Raw genomic sequence first — 23,292 nt, 5'->3', positions numbered from 1 at the left:
TTGATTTCATCGGCGGCCCTGGCAACGGGGTCGCCTGATCTGTGTGATGAGGTGGTTTTATGCACGCGCAAGTACAGACACATGAGCACAGCGTCGGCGGCAGCCTGCGCTTCAACGGGATCGGCAAGACGTTTCCCGGGGTGAAGGCGCTGGATGGCATCAGCTTCGTCGCGCGTCCCGGGCAGGTTCACGCCTTGATGGGCGAGAACGGCGCCGGCAAATCGACCCTGTTGAAGATCCTCGGCGGCGCCTACATTCCGAGCAGCGGCACCGTGCAGATCGGCGAGCAGACGATGGACTTCAAATCCGCCGCCGACAGCATTGCCAGTGGCGTTGCGGTGATCCATCAGGAGCTGCACCTGGTGCCGGAAATGACCGTGGCGGAGAACCTGTTTCTCGGGCATCTGCCGTCGCGTTTCGGCCTGATTAATCGAGGCGCACTGCGTCAGCAAGCGTTGGCNTGCCTCAAAGGCCTGGCCGATGAAATCGACCCGCAGGAAAAACTCGGGCGCCTGTCCCTCGGCCAGCGNCAACTGGTGGAAATCGCCAAGGCGTTGTCCCGTGGCGCGCATGTGATTGCCTTCGACGAGCCCACCAGCAGCTTGTCGGCGCGGGAAATCGACCGGCTGATGGCAATCATCACGCGCCTGCGCGATGAGGGCAAAGTGGTGCTGTATGTGTCGCATCGCATGGAAGAAGTGTTCCGTATCTGCAACGCGGTGACGGTGTTCAAGGACGGCCGCTACGTGCGCACCTTTGANGACATGANCGCGCTGACCCACGACCAGTTGGTGACGTGCATGGTCGGTCGCGACATTCAGGATATCTACGATTACCGCCCGCGCGAACGCGGTGAAGTGGCGCTCAAGGTCGAGGGTTTGCTTGGCCCGGGCCTGCGTGAACCGGTGAGCTTNGAGGTGCACAAGGGCGAGATCCTCGGGCTGTTCGGGCTGGTGGGCGCGGGGCGTACCGAGCTGTTNCGGCTGCTCAGCGGGCTGACGCGTAATACCGCCGGGCGCCTGGAGCTTCGCGGTCATGAAGTGAAACTGCGTTCCCCTCGTGATGCCATTGCNGCCGGTGTGCTGCTGTGTCCGGAAGACCGCAAGAAGGAGGGCATCATNCCGCTGGCCAGCGTCGCCGAGAACATCAATATCAGCGCACGCGGTGCCCATTCCACGTTCGGCTGGCTGTTGCGCGAGGGCTGGGAGAAGGGCAACGCCGACCAGCAGATCAAGGCGATGAAAGTCAAAACGCCGAACGCGGAGCAGAAAATCATGTACCTGTCCGGCGGCAATCAGCAGAAGGCCATTCTTGGTCGCTGGCTGTCGATGCCGATGAAGGTCTTGCTGCTCGACGAGCCGACCCGTGGCATCGACATCGGTGCCAAGGCCGAGATCTACCAGATCATCCACAACCTGGCGGCCAGNGGCATCGCGGTGATCGTGGTGTCCAGCGACCTGATGGAAGTGATGGGCATTTCCGACCGCATCCTGGTGCTGTGCGAAGGCGCGCTGCGCGGCGAGTTGNNTCGCGCAGAGGCCAATGAATCCAACCTGCTGCAACTGGCTTTGCCGCGCCAACGCGCTGACGGCGTGGCGAACTGAGAGGTGACTATGACCATCCAAAACAACGCTCTGCCCACTGCGCGAAAACCTCTGGACCTGCGGCGCTTTCTCGACGACTGGGTGATGCTGCTGGCGGCGNTNGGGATCTTTGTGCTGTGCGCGCTGCTGATCGACAACTTCCTNTCGCCGCTGAACATGCGTGGCCTGGGCCTGGCGATTTCNACGGTCGGTATCGCCGCCTGCACCATGCTGTTTTGCCTGGCGTCCGGGCATTTCGACTTGTCGGTGGGCTCGGTGATTGCCTGCGCCGGGGTGGTGGCGGCGATNGTGATGCGCGACACTGACAGCGTGNTGCTCGGCGTGNGNGCAGCGCTGGTGATGGGGCTGATCGTCGGCCTGATCAACGGCATCGTGATCGCCAAGCTGCGGGTCAATGCGTTGATTACCACCCTGGCGACCATGCAGATCGTTCGTGGCCTGGCTTACATTTTTGCCAATGGCAAGGCGGTGGGNGTGTCGCAGGAGCNGTTCTTCGTCTTCGGTAACGGCCAGTTGNTGGGCGTGCCGGTGCCGATCCTGATCACCATCGTGTGCTTCCTGTTTTTCGGCTGGCTGCTCAACTACACCACCTACGGGCGCAACACCATGGCCATCGGCGGCAACCAGGAAGCGGCGTTGCTGGCCGGGGTGAACGTTGACCGCACCAAGATCATTATCTTTGCCGTGCATGGCGTGATCGGTGCGCTGGCCGGGGTAATCCTGGCGTCGCGCATGACCTCNGGCCAGCCGATGATTGGCCAGGGTTTCGAGCTGACGGTGATTTCCGCCTGCGTGCTCGGCGGGGTGTCGTTGAGCGGCGGGATCGGCATGATCCGCCACGTGATTGCCGGGGTGTTGATTCTGGCGATTATCGAGAATGCGATGAACCTGAAGAACATCGACACCTTTTACCAGTACGTGATTCGCGGTTCGATCCTGCTGCTGGCCGTGGTCATCGACCGCATGAAACAACGCGGATAGCCCGGTTCTGTGAAGGTCAAAAGTGTGGGAGCGGGCAAGCCCGCTCCCAGCGTTTACTTGTTGTGGGAGCGTGGCTTGCCCGCGATGGCGGTGTATCTGATTCACATCGTTATAGCGAACACTCACACCCTCCCGTCACCTCCCTTAAATAATCCTTGCTCGGTCCAGCCCGTTTCGGTTATCACTTTGTACATGATTAGACAGGTACGATTTGACAAGAAACAACGGGTGGTCGACGAACTCATCCGGCGCATCGAAAGCGGCCTCATGGAGGACGGCTTTCTGTTGCCCGGCGAGCATCAGTTGGCTCAAGAATTCAAAGTCAGCCGCGGCACGCTGCGCGAGGCCCTGGCCGAGTTGAAACGACGTAACTACATCGCGACCCAAAGCGGCGTCGGCTCCATCGTCACCTTCGACGGCATGGTGCTCGATCAACGCAGCGGCTGGGCGCAAGCGCTGGCCGACAGCGGGGCGCTGATCAACACCGAAGTGCTGCGGCTGGAGGCCGTCACGCGTCCGGACCTGATGTCGCGCTTCGGCACCGATCAGTTCATCACCCTCGACCGGCGCCGCCGTTCCACCGACGGCAAGCTGGTTTCCCTCGAACGCTCATTGATGCCCGCCACCGGAGGACTGGAAAGCCTGCCGCGGGTCGGTCTGATCGACAATTCCCTGACCATCACCCTGGCCGCCTATGGCTACATCGGCGAGCGCGGCGATCAATGGATCGGCGCAGAACCCTTGAACGCCGAAGACGCCGAGCTGCTAGGGCGTCCGGTCGGCACCGTCTTCCTCAAAGCCTTGCGCACCACCTACGACCGGCAAAACCGTTTCATGGAACAGGTCGAAAGCCTGCTCGACCCGNTGCACTTTCGCCTGCACCTGCAATTTGGAGAATCGAAATGACCGCGCTCGACCGTGCGCTCGGCGCGTTCTATGGACTGGCTTTGGGCGATGCGCTGGGCATGCCGACGCAATCCCTGAGCCGTGCCGAGATCAAGGCGCGCTTCGGCCAGATCACCGACCTGCAAGACGCCGGCCCCGATCAACCGATCGCCGCCAACATGCCCAAGGGCTCGATCACCGACGACACCGAACAGGCGATTCTGGTCGGTCAGTTGTTGGTGGACGGTGAGGGCCGGATCGAACCGGCCGTGCTCGCTCAGCGGCTGATCGAATGGGAAGCCGGGATGCAGGCCAAGGGTTCGCAAGACCTGCTCGGGCCATCGACCAAACGCGCAATCGAAATGATCCTCGCCGGCCACTCGCCGGAAGAAGCGGGGCGCTACGGCACCACCAACGGCGCGGCGATGCGCATCACTCCGGTCGGTATCGCCGCGAATGTCGCCCAGCCTGAACGTTTTATAAGCGCCGTGGTGCAGGCCTGCCAGGTCACCCACAACACCACGCTGGGAATTTCCAGCGCGGCGGCGGTGGCGGCGGTGGTGTCGGCCGGCATCAACGGCATGGACCTGGGCGAGGCCTTGAACCTCGGCCAGCACATCGCCCAGCAAGCTGAAAGCCACGGCCACTGGGTGGCGGGCGGGCGGATTGCCTCGCGCATCAGCTGGGCGCGGACCATCAGCGTCGACAGTGACAAAGCGTTGCTGGCGGATCTGCTGTACGACGTGATCGGCACGTCGGTGGCGTCCCAGGAATCGGTGGTGGTCTCGTTTGCCCTGGCGCAACAAGTGGCCGTCGGTGAAATGAACGCCTTCGAAGCGCTGTGCATGGCCGCGAGCCTGGGCGGTGACACTGACACCATCGCGGCGATTCTCGGCGCGATGCTTGGGGCCTGCCTGGGGCTAGGGAGTTGGCCGGTGGCGATGATCGAACAGGTCAAAACCGTTAATGATCTGGAGCTGGAGCCTTTGGTAAAAGGGCTTCTCGTTCTGCGCTGACCGGACTGGCCTCTTCGCGAGCAAGCCTGCTCCCACAGGATAGGTGCAAGCCTCAAGGTACACGCTGTACCTGTGGGAGCGAGCTTGCTCGCGATAGACGCGCCGCGTATTTGAATTGATAACCCCGCAATGGAACGCACGAATACGGCCAGGATCGCCGGGATGTAGTTTCGTCTTCCGTCATTGCCCACAACCACAACAAAGGCAACAGGAGCATTTTTCATGAGTTCATCGAACGCCGGGCAAAGCGCCGGGCAACTGGAAACCCGCGGCATCGAACCGGTGCCGGAAGCNGAGTGCAACGGCCATCCGCTGCAACTGTTCTGGGTGTGGTTCGCCGCTAACATCAGCATCCTCGGCCTGCCGCTCGGCGCNACTCTGGTGGCGTTTCGTGGCCTGGCAATCTGGCAGGCAATCATCGTCGCTATTCTCGGCGCCGCCGGCTCTTTCGCGGTGGTGGGCATCATCTCCATTGCCGGCCGGCGTGGTCGTGCACCGAGCTTGACCCTGTCGCGCGCGATCTTCGGCGTGCGTGGCAATATCGGCCCGACCATTGTGTCGCTGATGTCGCGCCTGGGCTGGGAAACCGTCAACACCACCACCGCTGCCTTCGTGTTGCTGTCACTGTGTTCGATCCTGTTTCATTCGCCGGTCGAGGCGAAAAGTGCACCGGTTCTGACACTGATATTCATCGCCATTTTCGTGCTGCTGACCTTGTCCGTGTCCGGCCTGGGTCACGCCACGCTGCTGGTGATTCAGAAGTGGGCGACCTACGTGTTCGGCGCGCTGAACATTCTGGTCGGCGGCTTCCTCTGCGCTACCATCGACTGGAGTGCGGTGTTCAACGCCACCCCGGCACCGCTGAGCGCGATGATCATTGGCGTCGGCACCATGGCCGCCGGCACCGGTATTGGTTGGGCCAACGCCGGTGCCGACATGTCGCGCTACCAGCACCGCAGCGTCAAAGCTGCGCGCCTGGTGGCGTCTGCCGCATTTGGTGCGGGAATTCCGTTGGTGCTGCTGATCACCCTCGGCGGCCTGTTGTCGGTCGGCAACAACGACCTGGCCTCGGCCACTGACCCGATCATCGCGATCCGCGACATGCTCCCTACCTGGATGGCCGTGCCGTACCTGATCACCGCGTTTGGTGGGCTGCTGCTCTCCAACAACCTTTCGGTGTATTCGGCGGGCCTGACTACCTTGACCCTCGGCTTGAAGGTCAAGCGCGTACACGCGGTCATCGTTGATATTGTGGCGATCTTCGCCGGTTCGATTTACTTCATGCTGATCGCCGACAGCTTCTACGGCCCGTTTATTACCTTCATCTCGCTGCTGGCGGTGCCGATCACTGCGTGGGTCGGGATCTTCGTGGTCGACCTGATTCACCGTCACTACTACAGCGCCAAAGACCTGCTGGACGTGAGCCCAAGCAGTGCCTATTGGTACCGCGGTGGTGTGGAGTGGCGTGCATTCGGCGCCTGGGCNNTGGCGATCGTGTTGGGTTTCAGCTTCACCACCATCGGCACCACCGAACAAAACGTCTGGTTCCGCGGTTTTCTTTCCGATTCGTGGCTGGGCCATAACGGCCTCGGCTGGATCGTGACGTTCCTGGTGGCCGGCGGGATTTATTTTGTACTCGGTGGGGCCAGGGATCGTCGTGCCGCAATGACCGAGAACGCTCATGCCTAGATTGCTGCACACCGGCCAGGTCATCATCGACCTGGTCATGGCCGTGGATANNTTGCCNCAACCNGGTGGCGACGTACTGGCGCAATCCGCCAGTTTCGAAGCCGGCGGTGGCTTCAACGTGATGGCCGCCGCTGCGCGTAACGGGCTGCCGGTGGTCTACCTCGGTCGTCATGGCACCGGTCGTTTCGGCGACCTGGCCCGTGAGGCGATGAAGACCGAAGGCATTCAACTCGGCATCGCACACAAGGCCGAACGGGATACGGGATTGTGCGTTGCGGTGACCGATGCGTCGGCGGAGCGCAGTTTCATTTCCTACATCGGCGCCGAGGGCGAATTGACTGTCGAGGACCTGGCAAACGTGCCGGCGGTGGCGGGCGACTACGTTTACGTCAGCGGCTACAGTCTGCTGCATGTCGGCAAGGCCCAGGCGCTGGTGGACTGGGTGCTGGGTTTGCCGGAAGCGGTCAATGTGGTGTTCGATCCGGGCCCATTGGTGGATTCGCCGAATGCACCGTTGATGCAGATGTTGTTGCCGCGCATTGATGTGTGGACCAGCAACAGTGTCGAGGCGCTACGGTTTACCGGGGCGTCGGACATTGCCGAGGCGCTGGACAGGCTGACCGATCATCTTCCGGCCGAGGTGTTGATGGTGGTGCGCGATGGCCCGCAAGGGTGTTGGATCAGTCAGCGCGGTGAGCGAGAACATGTGCCCGGTTTCAACGTTGAAGCGGTGGATAGCAATGGTGCCGGCGATGCCCATGCCGGTGTGTTTCTGGCCGGGTTGGCNCAAGGNTTGGCGCCCGCTGCAGCGGCACGCAGGGCGAATGCCGCTGCGGCGCTGGCGGTCACTCGGTGGGGGCCGGCGACATCGCCGGGTACCGCCGAAGTGGATGAGTTGATCCGCAAGACTTTTGGCGCCTGATCTACCGCCATCGCGAGCCTGCTCGCGATGAAGCCATTAAATTCAATACTTGAGTCAGCCTTGACCAGCCTTCCTCAAACGGTCGCAGCTGCCCGCGAAGGGGCCACTACATTCAATAAAAAAAATCAGGCTTCTACCCAGCCTTGCGCAACGCCTCAATCAACTCTTGTTTACGCATGCTCGAGCGCCCCGGAATCTTCTTCGAAGTCGCTTCTTTTCTCAAACTGTCCACGGTCTGCGTCTCTCGCGAAGCCTTGCTGTCACGCGAATGACCTTCGCGACTGGCCACCGCACGCCGTGACGATTCCTTGCGATCTTCTGATTTGGCACTCGCCGGTTTCTTGCGCCCGGAGCCCCCCTTGCGTTCGCCGCCACCGGACTGCTTGTTCACCGTTGCCCAGGCGCGCGCCTGCGCTTCATCTTTCGAGACACCTTTGTGCTCGTAGCCTTCTTCAATGTGCTCGGCCTATCTACCGCCATCGCGAGCCTGCTCGCGATGAAGCCATTAAATTCAATACTTGAGTCAGCCTTGACCAGCCTTCCTCAAACGGTCGCAGCCGCGCACGACTGCGACCTGATTCATCTTGTTAGACGTCCAGCTTTCGCGCCGCCTCAACCCCAGCAGCGCTGAGTTTGATCGGCAGTTGCAGCGAGTGTTCGCCGGCCTCGTTGCAGGTCACATGCCCGTGCTGGATCAGCCCGCGATCCTGCAGCGTGGCGAGGGCGCTGGCCACGACTTTCTCCCCCCGGTAATTGTCCAGGACCTCCTTGCCCAAGCCACCTGGGTGGGCGTGCAGCAGACGGGTCAGGACTTCTTTCTCAAGGTTTTTATCGACGTTCATGGTTACCTCTTCATGGATGTGGATAGATCGCGTGGGCGAATTATTGGCTGGCGCCGCCTTCGGAACCCGAGCCACCGGTGGTGGTTTTCGAGCCCATGCCAGCGCCGGCGTTATCCGGTGTCTGGGTGTCCGGCGTGTTCATTCCACCTTGACGGCCCGCGTCGTTGCCCTGAATCCGTGGGTCCGTGCCCGTGGACGGAGGCAGGCTGCTGTCCACGCCCGTACCGTTGGTGTTCATGCCGGGCGAGCCTTGGGTGGTCGGATTTTTCTGACCTTCGACCGGGTTGGTCGGGCCGGTGCCGGTGGCGGTGGTCGCCGCGAAAGCGGCAGAGGACAGCAGCGTGGCGAGAGCGAGGGCAGTCAAGCGGGACGTGATCATGGTGTCGTCTCCATTCAATTAGAGTCCTTACCTGAAGTTGGTCCGCCCTCGATTTGGTTTGGTGCCTGATGAACGACGAACGGTTCAGGCTTGCTGAAGCGATCTGGCGTTGACGACCCGGCGCCAGATCAGGCGGCCCACGGTGATCAGCCAGTTCAACAGCGCTACGGCGAGAACTGTGAGCAGAAGTGTCGTCATTCCGTGTTCGACGATGATCTTCCCGGCCAGCAACGGAAAACCGAACACGCCGATGAAGTACGACAGGCTGAACAGCAACAACGATTGCGACGTGGTGCCGTGCGGCGCTTCGTTCGCCGCCAGGCCATTGATCACCGAGTACGTCAGCCCGTAACCGACTCCGAGCATCATCGCCGCAAGCACGTAGCTGAACCCACTGTCGACCACGAAACCGAACAGCACAATCGAGCCCATCATCAGCCCCGACAGCAGGCAGGATGCGCGCAACGGATCGCGCTTGACCACGAAACCGGCAATCAACATCCGGCTGCTGATCGCCGCGCCCATGAAACCGAAAAAGAACAGCGAGTAATCCAGCGAGCGAGACGCTGCGTAACTGGTTTGAAAGCTCGACAGGCCACCAAATACACACCCGCCGAGGCCGACCATGATGATAGGGAATACTGCTTTGGACGACAGCACCTGGGCGGTGGCGCGCCAGGAAATACGCGCGACGGTGGTGGCAGGCGAGGGCGCTTTTTTCAGCTGAGTATCCAGCCGCCAAAACAGCAACACGCCGATCAGACTGGCCAGCGCCGCGAGGTAAAACGCTGCGGTCACCGGATAGCCGAGCGCACTGGCGGCGCGGCCCAACAACGGACCGCTGCCGATCCCGGTCATCATGCTGCCGGACAGCAGCGCGAAGTACTTTGCGCGTTGGGCGGGCGTCACCAGGCTCGCCACGATAATCGGCCCCAAGGTGTAGAACACGCCCCAACCCAGCCCCAGTAGCAGTCCGAAAAACAGCAACAGATTGCCGAATCCAGGCGTCACCGCGAAGCCCAGACTGGCTGCCACCAACAGCACGCCGAACAGCGCAATCGAACGCGCCGCGCCGAGCAGATCAGACAGGTGCCCGGAGGCAATCACCGCCGCAAACGTACTGAGCATCGCCGCCGAAATCACACTGCCGGCATCATGTTCGTTGCCGCCCCGTGAGCCGATCAACAGGGACAACAAAAACGTCGAGCCATAGGACAGCGACAGCAAATAACTGGCGAGGCAAAACAGGCCGAACAACCTGCTTGAGACGTGGGGCGGTGCGTTAGACATGACGCGGTTCCTTGACCCGATAAAGGCGTTATCCCTCTATCTACCACGCACATCGACATTGTTAGGTCCGAGGTTATCGATGCCAGGGTTAGTGCGGGCCGGAGTAATGCGCTCGGGGTATGCCGATTTCTTCCTTGAACAGGTCCATGAAACCCTTCAGGCGCTCATGCCTGACGCGCGCCAGCCGTTGGCCGGTCATCGTCTGGAAACCGTCCGCCAGGTGCAGCAGCTTGGTCTGGAAATGATCGAGGCAAAAACGCTTGTCATCGTAGTCCCGCGCTCTCGCTTCCGGGTCTTGCGGGTCGTACAACGCGCTGCCCATGCGCCCGGCGATGTAAAACGTACGCGCTACGCCAAGCATGCCGAGGGAGTCGAGGCGGTCGGCGTCCTGCATGATCTTCGCTTCGAGCGAGGTCGGGGTGATGTTGGCGGAGAAGCTGTGGGCTTCGATGGCATGGGCGACCGCTTTGATTTTTGTGCTTGGCCAATTCATGTTGGCCAGCACGACAGACGCCTTTTCGGCGGCCAGGCGTGAAGCCTGTGAACGAAGCGGCGAATTCTTCTCCACCGCCACGCAGTCATGCAAAAGCACCGCCGCCAGCAACACGTCGAGATCGCCGCCTTCTTCAGCATGAAGCGTGCGCACGTTGTGCCACACCCGCTGCAGATGGGACAGATCGTGAGCGCCATCCTCCGAGGGTTCCAGCGCATGTGGGAGCAGCTCAGCGGCGAGCGTTTGCAGCGGCGCAAAAGCATCAGTGGTCATAAACATCCTGTTAAGTGAAAAACGTATTTGTCAGCAACGCAACCCTGTAGCAGCTGCCGAGCAGCGNNTATTTGTCAGCAACGCAACCCTGTAGCAGCTGCCGAGCAGCGGATACACATGCTCCATGGATCAGCTTTGAATTTCCAGTGTGACGAGCGCCACGCGCCGACTTAGTATGGCGTTTTCAACTTTCGACAAAGGCCCGTCCATGACGATCGAGATCCGCCCGGCGACCCCCAGCGATGCACCGCAAATCCTCGGGTTCATCACTGAACTGGCCGACTACGAACGTGCCCGCCACGAAGTCATCGCCAGCGTCGCGGACATCGAACGCAGCCTGTTCAGCGAAGGCGCCACCGCCCACGGCCTGATCTGCTTGCGCGACGGCCTGCCGATCGGCTTCGCGGTGTTCTTCTTCAGCTATTCAACCTGGCTCGGCAGCAACTGCCTGTACCTCGAAGACCTGTATATCAACCCCGAGCAACGCGGTGGCGGCGCCGGTAAAACCTTGCTGCGCCACCTCGCCAAAATCGCCTGCGCCAATGACTGCGGGCGATTCGAATGGAGCGTGCTGGACTGGAACAAACCGGCGATCGAATTTTATAAGTCGTTGGGGGCACAGCCGCAGGAAGAATGGGTCCGGTATCGGATGGATGGGAAGGTGTTGCGCGAGTTTGCTGAGGGCAATTGATCTCCAGCAGGGTTTGTTAAATATCGCAGCCTTCGGCGACTCCTGACTCGATTTACAGGGGACGTCGAAGGCTGCGATATTTTTTTTGATATATGTTCGCCATCGACTGTCCGGTTGGTTGAACGATGGTGGTGCATTTCCTTTGCGCCCTGATGGTTGCCACCATCGCTATAAAACTCAAAAGCAAGGAGCTTTAACTTGAGTGGAAAACCTGCTGCGCGCGTTACAGACCCTACTTCGTGCCCGTTACCCGGACATGGCACCAATCCGATTGTTTCTGGATCACCAGATGTTTTCTTCGATGGTCTGGCAGCTGCTCGCATGACGGACAAATCTGCCTGTGGCAGCCCGATTACCGGCGCTGTTTCGGGGACGGTATTCATCAATGGTCTCAACGCCGCAACCCTCGATAGCACGGGCGGGCACGGCAACGTAGTTATCGGCGGTTCCGGGACCGTTATCATCGGGCAAAGCGGAGGCGGAGCAGCTTTTAGTGGGTTGCTTCCGATGCCGGTGCATTTTACCGACAGATTACAAGTGGTGAATGACGCGACCGGTGGGCCGATTCCTTATCACCCCTATACCATTCAACGTGGTGACGGCAGCGAAGAGCATGGCGTGACGGATGCGTCCGGGTTTACTCACACAGTCAGTTCCCATTTGGCCGAGACCATTAAATTGTTTGTGGAGTGATTGGCATGGCGGGTGAAACTGCGGCGGTGAAACAAGCGTTACCTAAAAGAGAAGTAAAAATACATACATTGACCTGTAAGACTGATCAGGCTGTTAAGCAGGTGCCTGTCACCTTGCGAGACTTGGTTATATTTTTTATTGGTGGTGCGGGCGATCAGGAAAGTTACTACGGCACAGGGCCTAATAATAATATCGATTATGTGCGTCGAATTGCTGTTGACGACGCAAAACAACTAGAGATTTTGAAGCGCTGTCCTTCATGGGCGCTCAGTTATAATGCTTTTATTAGTGGTGATGATCTTGAGCGCAATGTGTTGAGTAGAATACCTAATTGCTCCTCCGCGATTTACATCGTTGGTCACAGTCTCGGCGGCTGGAATGGTGCCCACCTTTCCAGTGTACTGACAGACAAAGGCTTCAAGGTAAAAATGCTGATTACACTGGACCCCGTGGGTGAAGGGAAAATTGTTTACGGCATCTCAAGTATCTATAGACGAGAGCCGATCCCCAAGGCTGACTATTGGGTGAATATTCGGGCAGCAGCGGTAGACTGGAATGCGTCGGATCTGGTCGCGGACTTTGGTGAACAGTGGGAAGTAACACTAGGACCCAATGTGATGGGGCGGGTGGATGTTAACCATGCTGATGCAGACAGAATGTTTGTGCAGACATTGCCAGGAGGCAAGTCTGCCCGCCAAATATTCAATGAATCGATTTTGAACTACTTCAGGGAGTGATTCTGGATGCATAAGTTTTTTATGTTTTTAGCAATCTTGATGAGTGCATCGTGTTCTCTCAATCACGGAAGACCTGTCGCAACACTTGAGTATTCCAGTGTAAACGAACTTCGTAATACTGGAATTTACCAGGTTTTTTTCAATTCCGATGTGGAGCTTATTGGGTTATTTAAGTCGCGAATAGGTGAGGGTTTAGTCTGTTCTTTAGAGGATGATCTTGATTTTAGCGAAGCGCACCATATAAAGCGTTCCGGGTTTGGTTTGGTGGAAAAAGTGAGTGAGTCTGCACCATCGCTCTATCGAGCGAATGTCATTTTTAGTGAGTCGGAAAGCGGAAAAGGAGGAGAGAATTATTTGGAAGGAGAGGCCCTTATTCCGCTATTGAAGAAGCGTGATTTTATTTCGTGTGTTTATCGAGTTCATACTACTACATACAATACGTACTTCTCCCAAGTCATGCACGTGCCGACCGCAGAGCTGTTGAAGGCTATTGCTCACCAGTAAAACGAATCCATGCGATTCGAGGATGTTTTGCCGGGATAAACAGCCTCTCAATAACTCAGTCACTGGCTTCCCGATTACTCTTGATCAATCCGTCGAGGACTTGTCGAACAGTAATCTTGAAAGCCCCGGCCTTCCTCTCATCAAAGGCCGTTCGCCATGCCATATAACCCTGACTGAAATCCGTAATCTCTGCAGTTTCCCCCACCCGGTGGGTGATGCTGCGTTCCAAGGCTTTTGCCTGGAAGGGTAGGTGTGGCATTTCATTGAACTCGCTACCTGTCACCGGATTGATCATCTGAAAGCCATCGACCCTGATGTGAATAACCTTGCCCAATTTTGGATAATTTTCGATTTTCAGGATCGTCAGTGTCGATCCATCCTCGCCCGGCCGGTTTTTGTAGGCCCAGATATCGCCCACCTTCAATTCTTTCGATGCGCTGAATGCTGCGGTGGACCAGAGAGCACTACAGAACAGCAGCGCCTTTAAAGATCTCCAGCAGGGTTTGTTAAATATCGCAGCCTTCGGCGACTCCTGACTCGATTTACAGGGGACGTCGAAGGCTGCGATATTTTTTTTGATATTGTCCCAATATATGGGAGTGATATTTATATATTGAGATTTCTCCGCGTCAGGGTTTATAGTCCAGCTCACTCACTGCCAATAAACAAAACAGGTGAAGCGATGCTGGCGCAATTGATCGCGCTCGATTGGGGGACGACCTCATTACGTGCTTACAAACTCGCCGCGGGTGGCCAGGTGCTGGAACAGCGTTCGCTGTCGTCCGGGATCATGCAGCTGCCCCGGACGCCGCGAATCATCAACGGTCAGGCATGTGCCGACGGTTTTGAACTGGCCTTCGACGAGGCGTGCGGTGACTGGCTCGACGCGCAGCCGGATTTGCCGGTGATTGCCTGTGGCATGGTCGGCAGCGCCCAGGGCTGGCGCGAAGCGGCCTACTGCGATACACCGGCGAACGTCGCCAATCTCGGAACTTCCCTACAAACCCTTCGCAGTCTTCGCGGTGTTGATGTGCACATTGTGCCGGGCGTGATTCAGCGTTCGCGCTTGCCGAACGTAATGCGCGGCGAAGAAACCCAGGTGCTCGGTGTTTTGCAGAGTCTACCGATCGAGCAGGGCCGTGATCTGTTGATCGGCCTGCCGGGCAGTCATTCGAAATGGGTGGAGGTGGCCGCCGGTTGCATCGTGCATTTCGATACCTTCATGACCGGCGAGATCTTCGCCGTGCTCAGTGAACACAGCATTCTCGGGCGTACCCAGCAAAAGGGCGCGTCGTTTGATGGCGAGGCGTTTGATCGCGGCGTGCAAGTGGCGCTGTCGGCGGAGGGCGAGATCGGGCCGTTGTCGACGTTGTTCAGCGCCCGCAGCCTGGGGTTGACCGGTGAACTCAGCGCCACCGCCCAACCGGATTATTTGTCCGGCCTGCTGATCGGCCATGAGCTGTCGGCGCTGGCCAACGTTCAGCGAAGCCGACGCAACAGCGTTCATCTGCCGTCGATCATCCTCATTGGTAATTCCCAACTCTGCGCGCGCTACAGCCGGGCCCTCGATGCCTGTGGTTTTGCCCGCGTGACCCTGGCCGAACAAGCCACCGAGCGCGGGTTGTGGCAACTGGCGGTCGCCGCCGGACTGATCGCCGCACACCCATCCCGTTAAACCTGACTGGAGGTCTGACATGCTCAAGCAAGCCCTGGCGCAAAACGGTCTGATCGCGATCCTGCGTGGCCTGCGCCCGCAAGAAGCGGCCGCCATTGGCGAAGTCCTTTACGCCGCTGGATTTCGCGTCATCGAAGTGCCGCTCAATTCCCCTGAGCCCTACGACAGTATTCGCATCCTGCGCAGTACCTTGCCCGCCGATTGCCTGATCGGCGCGGGTACGGTGCTGACACCGGAACAGGTCGCACAAGTGAAAGCGGCGGGCGGTCAGGTGATCGTCATGCCGCACAGCGATGCCAAGGTGTTGCGCGCTGCAAAAGCGGCGGGGNTGTACCTGTCGCCGGGTGTGGCCACGCCGACCGAAGCCTTCGCCGCGCTGGCCGAGGGCGCCGACGTGCTGAAGATGTTCCCCGCCGAGCAGATGGGGCCGGCAGTCGTCAAAGCCTGGCTAGCGGTACTGCCTGCGGGAACGATTCTGGCGCCGGTCGGCGGGATCACACCGGACAACATGCAGGTGTATTTCGACGCTGGCGCGAAGGGCTTCGGCCTGGGTTCCGGGTTGTTCAAACCGGGTATGTCGGTGGCGNAAGTGGCGGTAAACGCCAAGGCCTATGTCGCTGCATGGAACGCTCTGCATTAAGACTTTTTTGGCGCCGAGCGCGCTGCATCNANAAGAGAGATAAGAGATGAAAATCACCAAACTGACTACCTTCATCGTCCCGCCGCGCTGGTGCTTCCTAAAGGTTGAAACCGACCAGGGCGTGACCGGTTGGGGCGAGCCCGTGGTCGAAGGCCGCGCCCACACGGTGGCCGCTGCCGTCGAGGAACTCTCCGACTACCTGATCGGCAAAGACCCTCGCAATATCGAAGACATCTGGACCGTGCTCTACCGTGGCGGCTTCTACCGTGGCGGCGCCGTGCACATGAGCGCCCTCGCCGGTATCGACCAGGCGCTGTGGGACATCAAGGGCAAGGCGCTTGGCGTATCGGTCAGCGACCTGCTGGGCGGCCAGGTGCGCGACAAAATCCGCGTGTATTCATGGATCGGCGGCGACCGCCCGGCCGACACCGCCCGCGCCGCCAAAGAGGCGGTGGCCCGTGGTTTTACCGCGGTGAAGATGAACGGCACCGAAGAGCTGCAGTTCGTCGACAGCTTTGAAAAAGTCGACCTGGCCCTGGCCAACGTGGCCGCGGTGCGCGACGCCGTCGGCCCTAACGTTGGCATTGGCGTCGACTTCCATGGCCGCGTGCACAAGCCGATGGCCAAGGTGCTGATGAAAGAGTTGGACCCGTACAAACTGATGTTTATCGAAGAGCCGGTGCTCAGCGAAAACTATGAAGCGCTGAAAGAACTGGCGCCGCTGACCAGCACACCGATTGCCCTGGGCGAGCGCCTGTTCTCGCGTTGGGACTTCAAGCGCGTGCTCAGCGAAGGTTACGTCGACATCATCCAGCCGGACGCGTCCCACGCCGGCGGCATCACCGAAACCCGCAAGATCGCCAACATGGCCGAAGCTTACGACGTAGCCCTGGCCCTGCACTGCCCGCTGGGCCCGATTGCCCTGGCGGCCTGCCTGCAATTGGACGCGGTTTGCTACAACGCGTTTATCCAGGAGCAAAGCCTGGGCATTCACTACAACGAGAGCAATGACTTGCTCGACTACGTGCGCGATCCGGGCGTGTTCGACTACGACAAAGGCTTTGTGAAGATCCCCAATGGGCCGGGCCTGGGCATCGAGATCAACGAGGAATACGTGATCGAACGCGCGGCCATCGGCCACCGCTGGCGCAACCCGATCTGGCGCCATGCCGACGGCAGCTTCGCCGAGTGGTAAGCCCCTCCTGAGGAAACACAGTCAATGTGGGAGCNGCNTTGATGTCGGCTGACACACCGCATTCGCGAGCAAGCCCGCTCCCACAAGGGATTCGCGCAAGTCTTGATATCGACCTCAATAAACATAAGAAGAGGCACTCCCCATGCAACCGCAAACCCTTACCGGGCAGGCGTCGTTGGTGGCGCCCAGCCGCAAGCGGTTTTTTATCATGGTGCTGCTGTTTATCACCGTGGTGATCAACTACCTCGACCGCAGCAACCTGTCGATTGCCGCCCCGGCGTTGACCAGCGAGCTAGGCATCGACCCGGTGCACGTCGGGCTGATCTTCTCTGCTTTCGGCTGGACCTACGCCGCCATGCAGATCCCCGGCGGCTGGCTGGTGGACCGAGTGCCGCCCCGCATTCTCTACACCGTCGCCCTGCTGCTGTGGTCGATTGCCACCGTGATGCTTGGGTTCGCCGCCAGCTTTATCGCGCTGTTCGTGTTGCGCATGGCCGTCGGTGCCCTGGAAGCGCCGGCCTACCCGATCAACAGCCGCGTGGTCACCACGTGGTTTCCCGAGCGTGAGCGCGCCACGGCGATTGGTGTTTACACCTCGGGGCAATTTGTCGGGCTCGCCTTTCTTACGCCGGTGCTGGCCTGGCTGCAGCATGCGTTTGGCTGGCACATGGTGTTCGTCGCCACCGGTGGCGTGGGCATTCTATGGGCGCTGATCTGGTACGCGGTGTACCGCGAGCCGAAGGATTTCAAAGGCGCCAACGCGGCTGAAATCGAGCTGATCCGCGAAGGTGGAGGGCTGGTGGATATCCAGGCCGAACAAGCCAAGGTCAAGGCGAAATTCAGCTGGACCGACCTGGGGGTCGTGCTGAGCCAGCGCAAGTTGTGGGGCATCTACCTGGGGCAGTTCTGCCTGAACTCCACGCTGTGGTTCTTCCTGACGTGGTTCCCGACCTACCTGGTGAAATACCGTGGCATGGACTTCATCAAGTCCGGGCTGTTGGCGTCGCTGCCGTTTCTCGCCGCCTTCGTCGGCGTGCTGTGTTCCGGGTTCTTCTCCGATTTCCTGATCCGTCGCGGCTACACGGTGGGCTTCGCGCGCAAATTGCCGATCATCGGCGGCTTGCTGATCTCCACCTCGATCATCGGTGCCAATTTCGTTGAATCGACACCGTTGGTGATTGCGTTCCTGGCGTTGGCGTTCTTCGGTAACGGGCTGGCTTCGATCACCTGGTCGCTGGTGTCAACGCTCGCTCCGGCGCGGCTGCTCGGATTGACCGGTGGGGTATTCAACTTTATCGGTAACTTGTCGGCGATTACCACGCCGATAGTGATCGGCTTTTTGGCCAGTGGTGATTCATTTGCCCCGGCGATCACCTACATCTCGGTTCTTGCATTGATTGGCGCGCTTTCCTACATCTTGCTGGTCGGCAAGGTCGAGCGTATCAAGTTGTAGTGGCAGCCATCGGGCGACCATAATGCCGCCCGTTCACTCGCTCAACGGTAAAGGCTGGATATGCAGGAAGACGCCCCAAAAATCGCCAAGGACGCCGCGCCGACCGGCACCCAGACACTGCTTCGTGGTCTGGGTGTGGTTCAGGCCGTGGCCAGTGGCGCCCGCGATCTCAAGGAAATCGCCCGGCTCATCGGCACGACCCGCAGCACCACCCACCGCCTGGCCAGTTGCCTGGTGGAAGAGCGTTACCTGCGCGTGGTGCCGCAAGTCGGTTACCTGCTGGGGCCGAAGTTGATCGAATTGGGCTTCCAGGCCCGTGAAGAACTGCCTCTGGTGACCTTGGCAGGGCCGTATCTGGACGAGTTGTCGGCGTTGACCGGCGACACCATTCACCTGGCGATTCGTGAAGGCGACGAGGTGCTGTACCTGCACAAGAATCCCGGCCGCAACGGCCCGGAAATGCGCTCGCGGGTCGGCCATCGCATGCCGTTGGCGCGCACCGGTATCGGCAAGGCGTTGCTGCTGGATGATTCGCAGGAAGAATGGCAGCGGCTGTACGAAGTCAGCCTGCCGGCGGGTGGGAAAAATCAGTTCTGGCCGCTGCACCCAGAGCAGTCCTGGGAGCAGTTTCAGCAACGCATGATCGAATACGTGGTGGGGGGTTATGCGTTCGATCTGGAAGACAACGAACCGTCGATCCGCTGTGTGGCGGCACCAGTGCGCGATGCCAGCCGGCGAATCGTCGCCGGCATCAGCATCGCCAGTACCGTGCCCTACATGCCGCTGGAAAAAATGGCCGAGCTGATTCCCCTGATCAAAGGGGTCACGGCCCGGCTCTCGGCGGAGTTGGGCGCAAAGGNTTAGGCCTTCAGGGTCGCCATGTCGATGACAAAGCGGTACTTCACATCACCGGCGATCATGCGGGTGTAGGCTTCGTTGATCTGGCGGATGTCGAGCATTTCGATATCACACGTGATGTTGTGCTCGGCGCAGAAATCCAGGACTTCCTGGGTTTCGGCAATGCCACCGATCAGCGAGCCGGCCAGTACGCGACGGCTCATCACCAGTTTGCCAGCGTGGACCGGTGGATCGACCGGTTCGATCAACCCGACCAGAATGTGCACGCCGTCGAAACGCAGGGTGTCGAGGTAGGGATTCAAGTCGTGTTGTACCGGAATGGTGTCCAGCAGGAAGTCGAAGTGCCCGGCAGCGGCTTTCATCTGCTCGGCATCGGTGGACACAATNACATGGTCCGCACCCTGGCGACGACCTTCTTCAGCCTTGCTCGCCGAGCGGGTGAACAGCGTCACTTCCGCGCCCATCGCCTTGGCGAACTTGATGCCCATGTGGCCCAGGCCGCCCATACCCAGAATGCCAACTTTGTCGCCAGCCTTCACGCCGTAGTGCTTGAGCGGCGAGTAAGTGGTGATGCCGGCGCAGAGAATCGGCGCGGCGCTGGCCAGGTCGAGCTTGGCCGGGATCTTCACCACGAAGTGTTCGCTGACGACGATGCTGTCGGAGTAGCCGCCCATGGTATTGCTGCCATCGACCCGGTCCGGGGTGGCGTAAGTCATGGTCGGGCCTTCGAGGCAATATTGCTCNAGGTNCGNNTGGCAGGCTTCACAGCTGCGGCAGGAATCGACCATGCAACCGACGCCGACCAGATCGCCGACCTTGTGCCGGGTAACGCTGGCGCCAACGGCGGTGACTTTGCCGACGATCTCGTGGCCCGGCATCAGCGGGTACACGGCAATGCCCCATTCGTTGCGAGCCTGGTGGATGTCGGAGTGGCAGACGCCGCAGTAGAGGATCTCGATGGCCACGTCATCGGCGCGCGGGCTGCGACGTTCGAAGGACANGGGGGCGAGGGGAGTGGTAGCCGACTGGGCGGCATAACCGATGGCGGTGTACATGGNGAACCTCGCAAAAGNAATGACAAGTGAGGCGGCGCATTTTGGGCGCCGTACCGGGTATCGGCCATGGCGATTCCTCCGGGTGTCATGCCTATTCCTCCGGCATCAGCGTTCGTTTGATCAAATGGGCGACCAGACCTGCGATGATGCTTTCATCCCTTTTTCCGCGACTTTTTTGTGAAGATCTCCCATGTTGTTAACCCGTCATCTTGATGCGAATGCCACGCTGGTTTCGTTGATCGAGCCCCTGACCACTCGCGATGGATTCGCCCCTACGGCGTTGCCGGGCGTCCAGGTTTTACGGGCCAGTTGTGATGTGGCCCGTGGTCCGCAGATTTACGAACCGAGCCTGGTGATCATCGCCCAAGGCAGCAAACTGGCGTATCTGGGGCCTCGGACGCTGGAGTACGGCGCTGGGCATTATCTGATTCAGGCCTTGCCGGTGCCGTTTGAGTGCGAAACGTTTTCCGCGCCGGGCGGGCCGATGCTCGGGGTGTCCATCGCCATCGACCGAGTGGTGCTCGGTGAGTTGGTGTTGGCCATGGGGCTGGTGCCGGGGCGCACGGTGCCTGCGCAAACACTGGAATCCATGACGTCGGCGGTGCTCGACGATGCGATGCGCGGTTGCGTGGAACGGCTGTTGCACTGCCTGCACGATCCGCTGGAGAGCCGGATCATGGGGCCGGCGCGGTTGCGGGAATTGTTGTTCGTCGCGTTGCGCGGTCCGCAAGCCGATGTGTTGCGTGCGCTAGTCGAACAGCAGGGGCAGTTCGCCCGGATTGCAGCCTCGCTCAACCATTTGCACGGGCATTTCACCGAGCCGTTGAATGTGGAAACCCTGGCCAGTTGCGCGAACATGAGCGCGTCGACGTTTCATGAGCATTTCAAACGCTGCACGCTGTTGTCGCCGGTGCAGTACCTGAAGCGTTTGCGCTTGCTCAAGGCGCAGCAGTTGTTGCTCGCCGAGGGTTTGGGCGTGGCGCAGGTGGCGCATCGGGTCGGGTATCAGAGCACGTCGCAGTTCAGCCGCGAGTACAAACGCTACTTCGAGCGCAATCCCGGGGATGAGCGCGCGGCCTGACACACCGCAATCCCTTGTGGGAGCGTGCTCGCGATAGCGGTGGATCAGCTTGCATCGGTGTTGAATTGTAAATTGCCATCGCGAGCACGCTCGCTCCCACAGGGGATTCGGGGTGTAGCTTGAATTGCGGGCAACAAAAAGGCCCCCATTCCGGGAGCCTTGATGTTCAGGCATTCGGCTTACATGTTCGGGTAAGTCGGGCCGCCAGCACCTTCCGGCGCCACCCAAGTAATGTTCTGCGAAGGGTCCTTGATGTCACAGGTCTTGCAGTGCACGCAGTTCTGGGCGTTGATCTGGAAGCGCTTTTCGCCGTCTTCCTTGGTGATCACTTCATACACGCCGGCCGGGCAGTAGCGCTGCGCCGGTTCATCGTAGAGCGGCAGGTTGGTGCTGATCGGGATACTCGGGTCTTTGAGCTTCAGGTGGCACGGCTGTTCTTCTTCATGGTTGGTACCGGAGATGAACACCGAGCTCAGCTTGTCGAAGCTCAACTTGCCGTCGGGTTTTGGGTAGGTGATCTGCTTGCTGTCTTTGGCCAGCTTGAGGCAGGCGTAGTCCGGCTTGNTGTCGTGCAAGGTAAACGGCAGTTTGCCGCCGAGGATGTTCTGGTCGAACCAGTTGAAGCCGGCGCCGATGATCGGGCCGAACTTGTGCATCGCCGGGCCGAAGTTGCGGCTGGCGAACAGTTCTTCGTAGAGCCAGCTGGCTTTGAAGCTGTCGACGTAGTTGGTCAGCTCGTCGNTGCCGTCCTTCTCGGCAAACAGCGCCTCGGCCACGGATTCAGCGGCGAGCATGCCGGACTTCATCGCAGTGTGGCTGCCTTTGATCTTGGCCACGTTCATGGTGCCCAGGTCACAGCCAATCAATGCGCCGCCCTTGAATACCATCTTCGGCAACGAGTTGATGCCGCCTTTGGCCAGGGCACGGGCGCCGTAGCTGATGCGCTTGCCGCCTTCCAGGTATTGAGCCAGAACCGGGTGATGCTTGAGGCGCTGGAACTCATCGAACGGCGACAGGAAGGTGTTGCTGTAGGACAGGTCGACGATCAGGCCGACCACCACCTGGTTGTTTTCCAGGTGATAGAGGAACGAGCCACCGGTGTTCTCGTTGCTCATGATGTCCAGCGGCCAGCCGGCGGTGTGCACCACCAGGCCTGGCTGATGTTTAGCCGGGTCGATTTCCCAGATTTCCTTGAGGCCGATGCCGTAGTGCTGGGCGTCGGCTTCGCTGTCCAGGTTGAAGCGTTGGATCAGTTGCTTGCCGATGTGGCCACGGCAGCCTTCGGCGAACAGCGTGTACTTGCCGCGCAGTTCCATGCCAGGGGTGTAGACACCTTCTTTTGGATTGCCTTCGCGGTCGACGCCGAGGTCACCGGTGATGATCCCGCGGACCACGCCGTTTTCGTCGAACAGTGCTTCCTGGGCGGCGAAGCCTGGGTAGACTTCCACACCCAGGTTCTCGGCCTGTTGGGCCAGCCAGCGGCACAGGTTGCCGAGGGAGATGATGTAGTTGCCCTCGTTGTGCATGGTCTTGGGCACAAAGAAGTCAGGGATTTTCTGCGCGCTGTCGGCGTTCTTGAGGACGAAAATGTCATCGCGGGTCACCGGCGTGTTCAGCGGGGCGCCGAGTTCCTTCCAGTCCGGGAACAGTTCGTTCAGGGCGCGCGGTTCGAACACGGCACCGGAGAGGATATGTGCGCCGACTTCGGAGCCTTTCTCGACCACGCAGACGCTGATTTCTTTACCGGCTTCGGCGGCCTTCTGCTTCAGTCGGCAGGCGGCAGACAGGCCTGCCGGGCCAGCGCCGACGATGACCACGTCGAATTCCATGTATTCGCGTTCCACAGGTTATCTCCTACTCAAGGCTCAACAGTTTTTTTTCTAATTGGAGGTTTGGTGTCGCATCCATGAATTCCTGCGCGATGCGAAGAACAGGACAATCGATAGACCACCTTTCTCTCTGGGTGGCGCATTATATCTACACCACTCCTAGCGTCCAATACAAACGTTTGTTTGAATTGCTTGGAAGCTAGGTAAATCAAAGCAACGCGGCTTATGACTGGCTATTTTGGCGTATTGACCAGAATAGGCGTTCCGGTCAATATACGGTCGGTTTTGCGCTAACCGTAGGCTGACTGTTGGGTTCAAGAGCACCTCTAAAGACAGGGCGATGGCAGTACAGGGTGATTTGCTGCACAGGTTTGGCGCGCAGTTTACACGCCGCGATAATGAATGACTCGTGGGTCACCACTGACGAACGGTCATTCGCCTCGTGAGCAAGGTTCACTCGATACACCTGCCAGCGTTTTTAGAGGTGCCCTTGCGCCGATGAGCATC

General features: G+C 59.6%; 24 protein-coding genes. 16 read left to right on the top strand and 8 right to left on the bottom strand.

Annotated features, from left to right (window positions below):
- Positions 1-59 precede the first annotated feature (59 nt).
- From araG to B7L09_RS08775, 6 genes are all read left to right on the top strand, one after another.
- Positions 60-1,604 carry an L-arabinose ABC transporter ATP-binding protein AraG gene (araG, locus tag B7L09_RS08800; protein ID WP_094468487.1) on the top strand — a complete coding sequence of 515 codons (1,545 nt, stop codon included), beginning with the start codon at positions 60-62 and terminating at the stop codon, positions 1,602-1,604.
- Positions 1,605-1,613: 9 nt separating this feature from the next.
- On the top strand, positions 1,614-2,585 hold the full coding sequence (araH, locus tag B7L09_RS08795; protein ID WP_094468486.1) for an L-arabinose ABC transporter permease AraH: 972 nt from the start codon (positions 1,614-1,616) through the stop codon (positions 2,583-2,585).
- A 192-nt stretch (positions 2,586-2,777) separates the two neighbouring features.
- Complete coding sequence (locus B7L09_RS08790) at positions 2,778-3,491, top strand: GntR family transcriptional regulator (RefSeq protein WP_094468485.1); 714 nt, start codon at positions 2,778-2,780, stop codon at positions 3,489-3,491.
- Complete coding sequence (locus tag B7L09_RS08785) at positions 3,488-4,486, top strand: ADP-ribosylglycohydrolase family protein (RefSeq protein ID WP_094468484.1); 999 nt, start codon at positions 3,488-3,490, stop codon at positions 4,484-4,486. Before B7L09_RS08790 ends, B7L09_RS08785 begins: the two co-directional genes overlap by 4 nt.
- Positions 4,487-4,708: 222 nt before the next feature.
- Positions 4,709-6,175 (top strand): purine-cytosine permease family protein, encoded by a 1,467-nt coding sequence (locus B7L09_RS08780; RefSeq protein WP_094468483.1) that lies wholly within the window; start codon positions 4,709-4,711, stop codon positions 6,173-6,175.
- Positions 6,168-7,097, top strand: coding sequence for a PfkB family carbohydrate kinase (locus B7L09_RS08775; protein WP_094468482.1), 930 nt, complete (start codon positions 6,168-6,170; stop codon positions 7,095-7,097). The genes B7L09_RS08780 and B7L09_RS08775 overlap by 8 nt, the downstream gene beginning before the upstream one ends.
- A gap of 133 nt (positions 7,098-7,230) precedes the next feature.
- Here the strand turns inward: B7L09_RS08775 and B7L09_RS08770 are convergent, their stop codons facing one another.
- The 5 genes from B7L09_RS08770 to B7L09_RS08750 form a co-directional block, all read right to left on the bottom strand.
- A complete protein-coding gene (locus tag B7L09_RS08770) occupies positions 7,231-7,554 on the bottom strand; it encodes a Rho termination factor N-terminal domain-containing protein (protein ID WP_094468481.1) in 324 nt (107 codons plus the stop codon).
- A gap of 130 nt (positions 7,555-7,684) precedes the next feature.
- Complete coding sequence (locus B7L09_RS08765) at positions 7,685-7,939, bottom strand: hypothetical protein (RefSeq protein WP_094468480.1); 255 nt, start codon at positions 7,937-7,939, stop codon at positions 7,685-7,687.
- Between the two features lie 40 nt (positions 7,940-7,979).
- A complete protein-coding gene (locus tag B7L09_RS08760; RefSeq protein ID WP_094468479.1) occupies positions 7,980-8,318 on the bottom strand; it encodes a hypothetical protein in 339 nt (112 codons plus the stop codon).
- Positions 8,319-8,402: 84 nt separating this feature from the next.
- Positions 8,403-9,608 carry an MFS transporter gene (locus B7L09_RS08755; RefSeq protein WP_094468478.1) on the bottom strand — a complete coding sequence of 402 codons (1,206 nt, stop codon included), beginning with the start codon at positions 9,606-9,608 and terminating at the stop codon, positions 8,403-8,405.
- 88 nt (positions 9,609-9,696) lie between these two features.
- The gene (locus tag B7L09_RS08750) at positions 9,697-10,374 is read right to left on the bottom strand and encodes an HD domain-containing protein (RefSeq protein WP_094468477.1); all 678 of its coding nucleotides are present in this window, start codon (positions 10,372-10,374) and stop codon (positions 9,697-9,699) included.
- 208 nt (positions 10,375-10,582) lie between these two features.
- On the opposite strand from B7L09_RS08750, the gene B7L09_RS08745 reads away from it, so the two are divergent.
- The 4 genes from B7L09_RS08745 to B7L09_RS08730 all read left to right on the top strand — a co-directional run bounded on the left by B7L09_RS08745 (position 10,583) and on the right by B7L09_RS08730 (position 12,999).
- A complete protein-coding gene (locus tag B7L09_RS08745; RefSeq protein ID WP_094468489.1) occupies positions 10,583-11,065 on the top strand; it encodes a GNAT family N-acetyltransferase in 483 nt (160 codons plus the stop codon).
- 198 nt (positions 11,066-11,263) lie between these two features.
- A complete protein-coding gene (locus tag B7L09_RS08740) occupies positions 11,264-11,758 on the top strand; it encodes a PAAR domain-containing protein (protein WP_042932284.1) in 495 nt (164 codons plus the stop codon).
- A 5-nt stretch (positions 11,759-11,763) separates the two neighbouring features.
- Positions 11,764-12,495, top strand: a complete 732-nt coding sequence (locus B7L09_RS08735; protein WP_010461800.1) for a hypothetical protein — start codon at positions 11,764-11,766, stop codon at positions 12,493-12,495.
- Positions 12,496-12,501: 6 nt separating this feature from the next.
- On the top strand, positions 12,502-12,999 hold the full coding sequence (locus B7L09_RS08730; RefSeq protein ID WP_010461797.1) for a hypothetical protein: 498 nt from the start codon (positions 12,502-12,504) through the stop codon (positions 12,997-12,999).
- A gap of 55 nt (positions 13,000-13,054) precedes the next feature.
- Here the strand turns inward: B7L09_RS08730 and B7L09_RS08725 are convergent, their stop codons facing one another.
- Positions 13,055-13,417: a hypothetical protein gene (locus tag B7L09_RS08725; RefSeq protein ID WP_255141781.1), complete on the bottom strand. Its 363-nt coding sequence runs from the start codon at positions 13,415-13,417 to the stop codon at positions 13,055-13,057.
- 264 nt (positions 13,418-13,681) lie between these two features.
- Here B7L09_RS08725 and B7L09_RS08720 point away from each other — a divergent pair, with 264 nt between their 5' ends.
- The 5 genes from B7L09_RS08720 to B7L09_RS08700 all read left to right on the top strand — a co-directional run bounded on the left by B7L09_RS08720 (position 13,682) and on the right by B7L09_RS08700 (position 18,826).
- On the top strand, positions 13,682-14,674 hold the full coding sequence (locus B7L09_RS08720) for a 2-dehydro-3-deoxygalactonokinase (RefSeq protein WP_094468476.1): 993 nt from the start codon (positions 13,682-13,684) through the stop codon (positions 14,672-14,674).
- Between the two features lie 19 nt (positions 14,675-14,693).
- Positions 14,694-15,314: a 2-dehydro-3-deoxy-6-phosphogalactonate aldolase gene (locus B7L09_RS08715; RefSeq protein ID WP_094468475.1), complete on the top strand. Its 621-nt coding sequence runs from the start codon at positions 14,694-14,696 to the stop codon at positions 15,312-15,314.
- Positions 15,315-15,360: 46 nt separating this feature from the next.
- Positions 15,361-16,509, top strand: coding sequence for a galactonate dehydratase (gene dgoD, locus B7L09_RS08710; protein ID WP_017137927.1), 1,149 nt, complete (start codon positions 15,361-15,363; stop codon positions 16,507-16,509).
- A gap of 142 nt (positions 16,510-16,651) precedes the next feature.
- Positions 16,652-17,962, top strand: coding sequence for an MFS transporter (locus B7L09_RS08705; RefSeq protein ID WP_094468474.1), 1,311 nt, complete (start codon positions 16,652-16,654; stop codon positions 17,960-17,962).
- Positions 17,963-18,022: 60 nt separating this feature from the next.
- Complete coding sequence (locus tag B7L09_RS08700; RefSeq protein ID WP_094468473.1) at positions 18,023-18,826, top strand: IclR family transcriptional regulator; 804 nt, start codon at positions 18,023-18,025, stop codon at positions 18,824-18,826.
- On the opposite strand, the gene B7L09_RS08695 is transcribed toward B7L09_RS08700, so the two are convergent.
- Entirely contained in the window at positions 18,823-19,875 is a 1,053-nt protein-coding gene (locus B7L09_RS08695) for an NAD(P)-dependent alcohol dehydrogenase (RefSeq protein ID WP_094468472.1), read from the bottom strand. The genes B7L09_RS08700 and B7L09_RS08695 overlap by 4 nt on opposite strands.
- A gap of 190 nt (positions 19,876-20,065) precedes the next feature.
- Between B7L09_RS08695 and B7L09_RS08690 the strand changes: the two genes are divergently transcribed.
- Positions 20,066-20,956 (top strand): AraC family transcriptional regulator, encoded by an 891-nt coding sequence (locus B7L09_RS08690; RefSeq protein ID WP_094468471.1) that lies wholly within the window; start codon positions 20,066-20,068, stop codon positions 20,954-20,956.
- Between the two features lie 179 nt (positions 20,957-21,135).
- Here B7L09_RS08690 and B7L09_RS08685 read toward each other — a convergent pair whose 3' ends face one another.
- Positions 21,136-22,800: an electron transfer flavoprotein-ubiquinone oxidoreductase gene (locus B7L09_RS08685; RefSeq protein ID WP_094468470.1), complete on the bottom strand. Its 1,665-nt coding sequence runs from the start codon at positions 22,798-22,800 to the stop codon at positions 21,136-21,138.
- Positions 22,801-23,292 lie beyond the last annotated feature (492 nt).

This window comes from Pseudomonas mandelii (assembly GCF_002251635.1).
GTDB classification, from domain to species: Bacteria; Pseudomonadota; Gammaproteobacteria; order Pseudomonadales; family Pseudomonadaceae; genus Aquipseudomonas; species Aquipseudomonas mandelii_B.
The sequence above is the reverse complement of the archived record's forward strand: the minus strand, read 5'-3'. Positions and strand labels throughout refer to the sequence as shown.

Excerpts from the sequence above, each read along its gene's own strand:
- B7L09_RS08690 (WP_094468471.1), top strand. The coding sequence starts at position 20,066 with ATGTTGTTAACCCGTCATCTTGATGCGAATGCCACGCTGGTTTCGTTG.
- B7L09_RS08760 (WP_094468479.1), bottom strand. The coding sequence starts at position 8,318 with ATGATCACGTCCCGCTTGACTGCCCTCGCTCTCGCCACGCTGCTGTCC.
- B7L09_RS08735 (WP_010461800.1), top strand. The coding sequence starts at position 11,764 with ATGGCGGGTGAAACTGCGGCGGTGAAACAAGCGTTACCTAAAAGAGAA.
- B7L09_RS08730 (WP_010461797.1), top strand. The coding sequence starts at position 12,502 with ATGCATAAGTTTTTTATGTTTTTAGCAATCTTGATGAGTGCATCGTGT.
- B7L09_RS08745 (WP_094468489.1), top strand. The coding sequence starts at position 10,583 with ATGACGATCGAGATCCGCCCGGCGACCCCCAGCGATGCACCGCAAATC.
- dgoD (WP_017137927.1), top strand. The coding sequence starts at position 15,361 with ATGAAAATCACCAAACTGACTACCTTCATCGTCCCGCCGCGCTGGTGC.
- B7L09_RS08705 (WP_094468474.1), top strand. The coding sequence starts at position 16,652 with ATGCAACCGCAAACCCTTACCGGGCAGGCGTCGTTGGTGGCGCCCAGC.
- B7L09_RS08750 (WP_094468477.1), bottom strand. The coding sequence starts at position 10,374 with ATGACCACTGATGCTTTTGCGCCGCTGCAAACGCTCGCCGCTGAGCTG.
- B7L09_RS08765 (WP_094468480.1), bottom strand. The coding sequence starts at position 7,939 with ATGAACGTCGATAAAAACCTTGAGAAAGAAGTCCTGACCCGTCTGCTG.
- B7L09_RS08720 (WP_094468476.1), top strand. The coding sequence starts at position 13,682 with ATGCTGGCGCAATTGATCGCGCTCGATTGGGGGACGACCTCATTACGT.
- B7L09_RS08785 (WP_094468484.1), top strand. The coding sequence starts at position 3,488 with ATGACCGCGCTCGACCGTGCGCTCGGCGCGTTCTATGGACTGGCTTTG.
- B7L09_RS08755 (WP_094468478.1), bottom strand. The coding sequence starts at position 9,608 with ATGTCTAACGCACCGCCCCACGTCTCAAGCAGGTTGTTCGGCCTGTTT.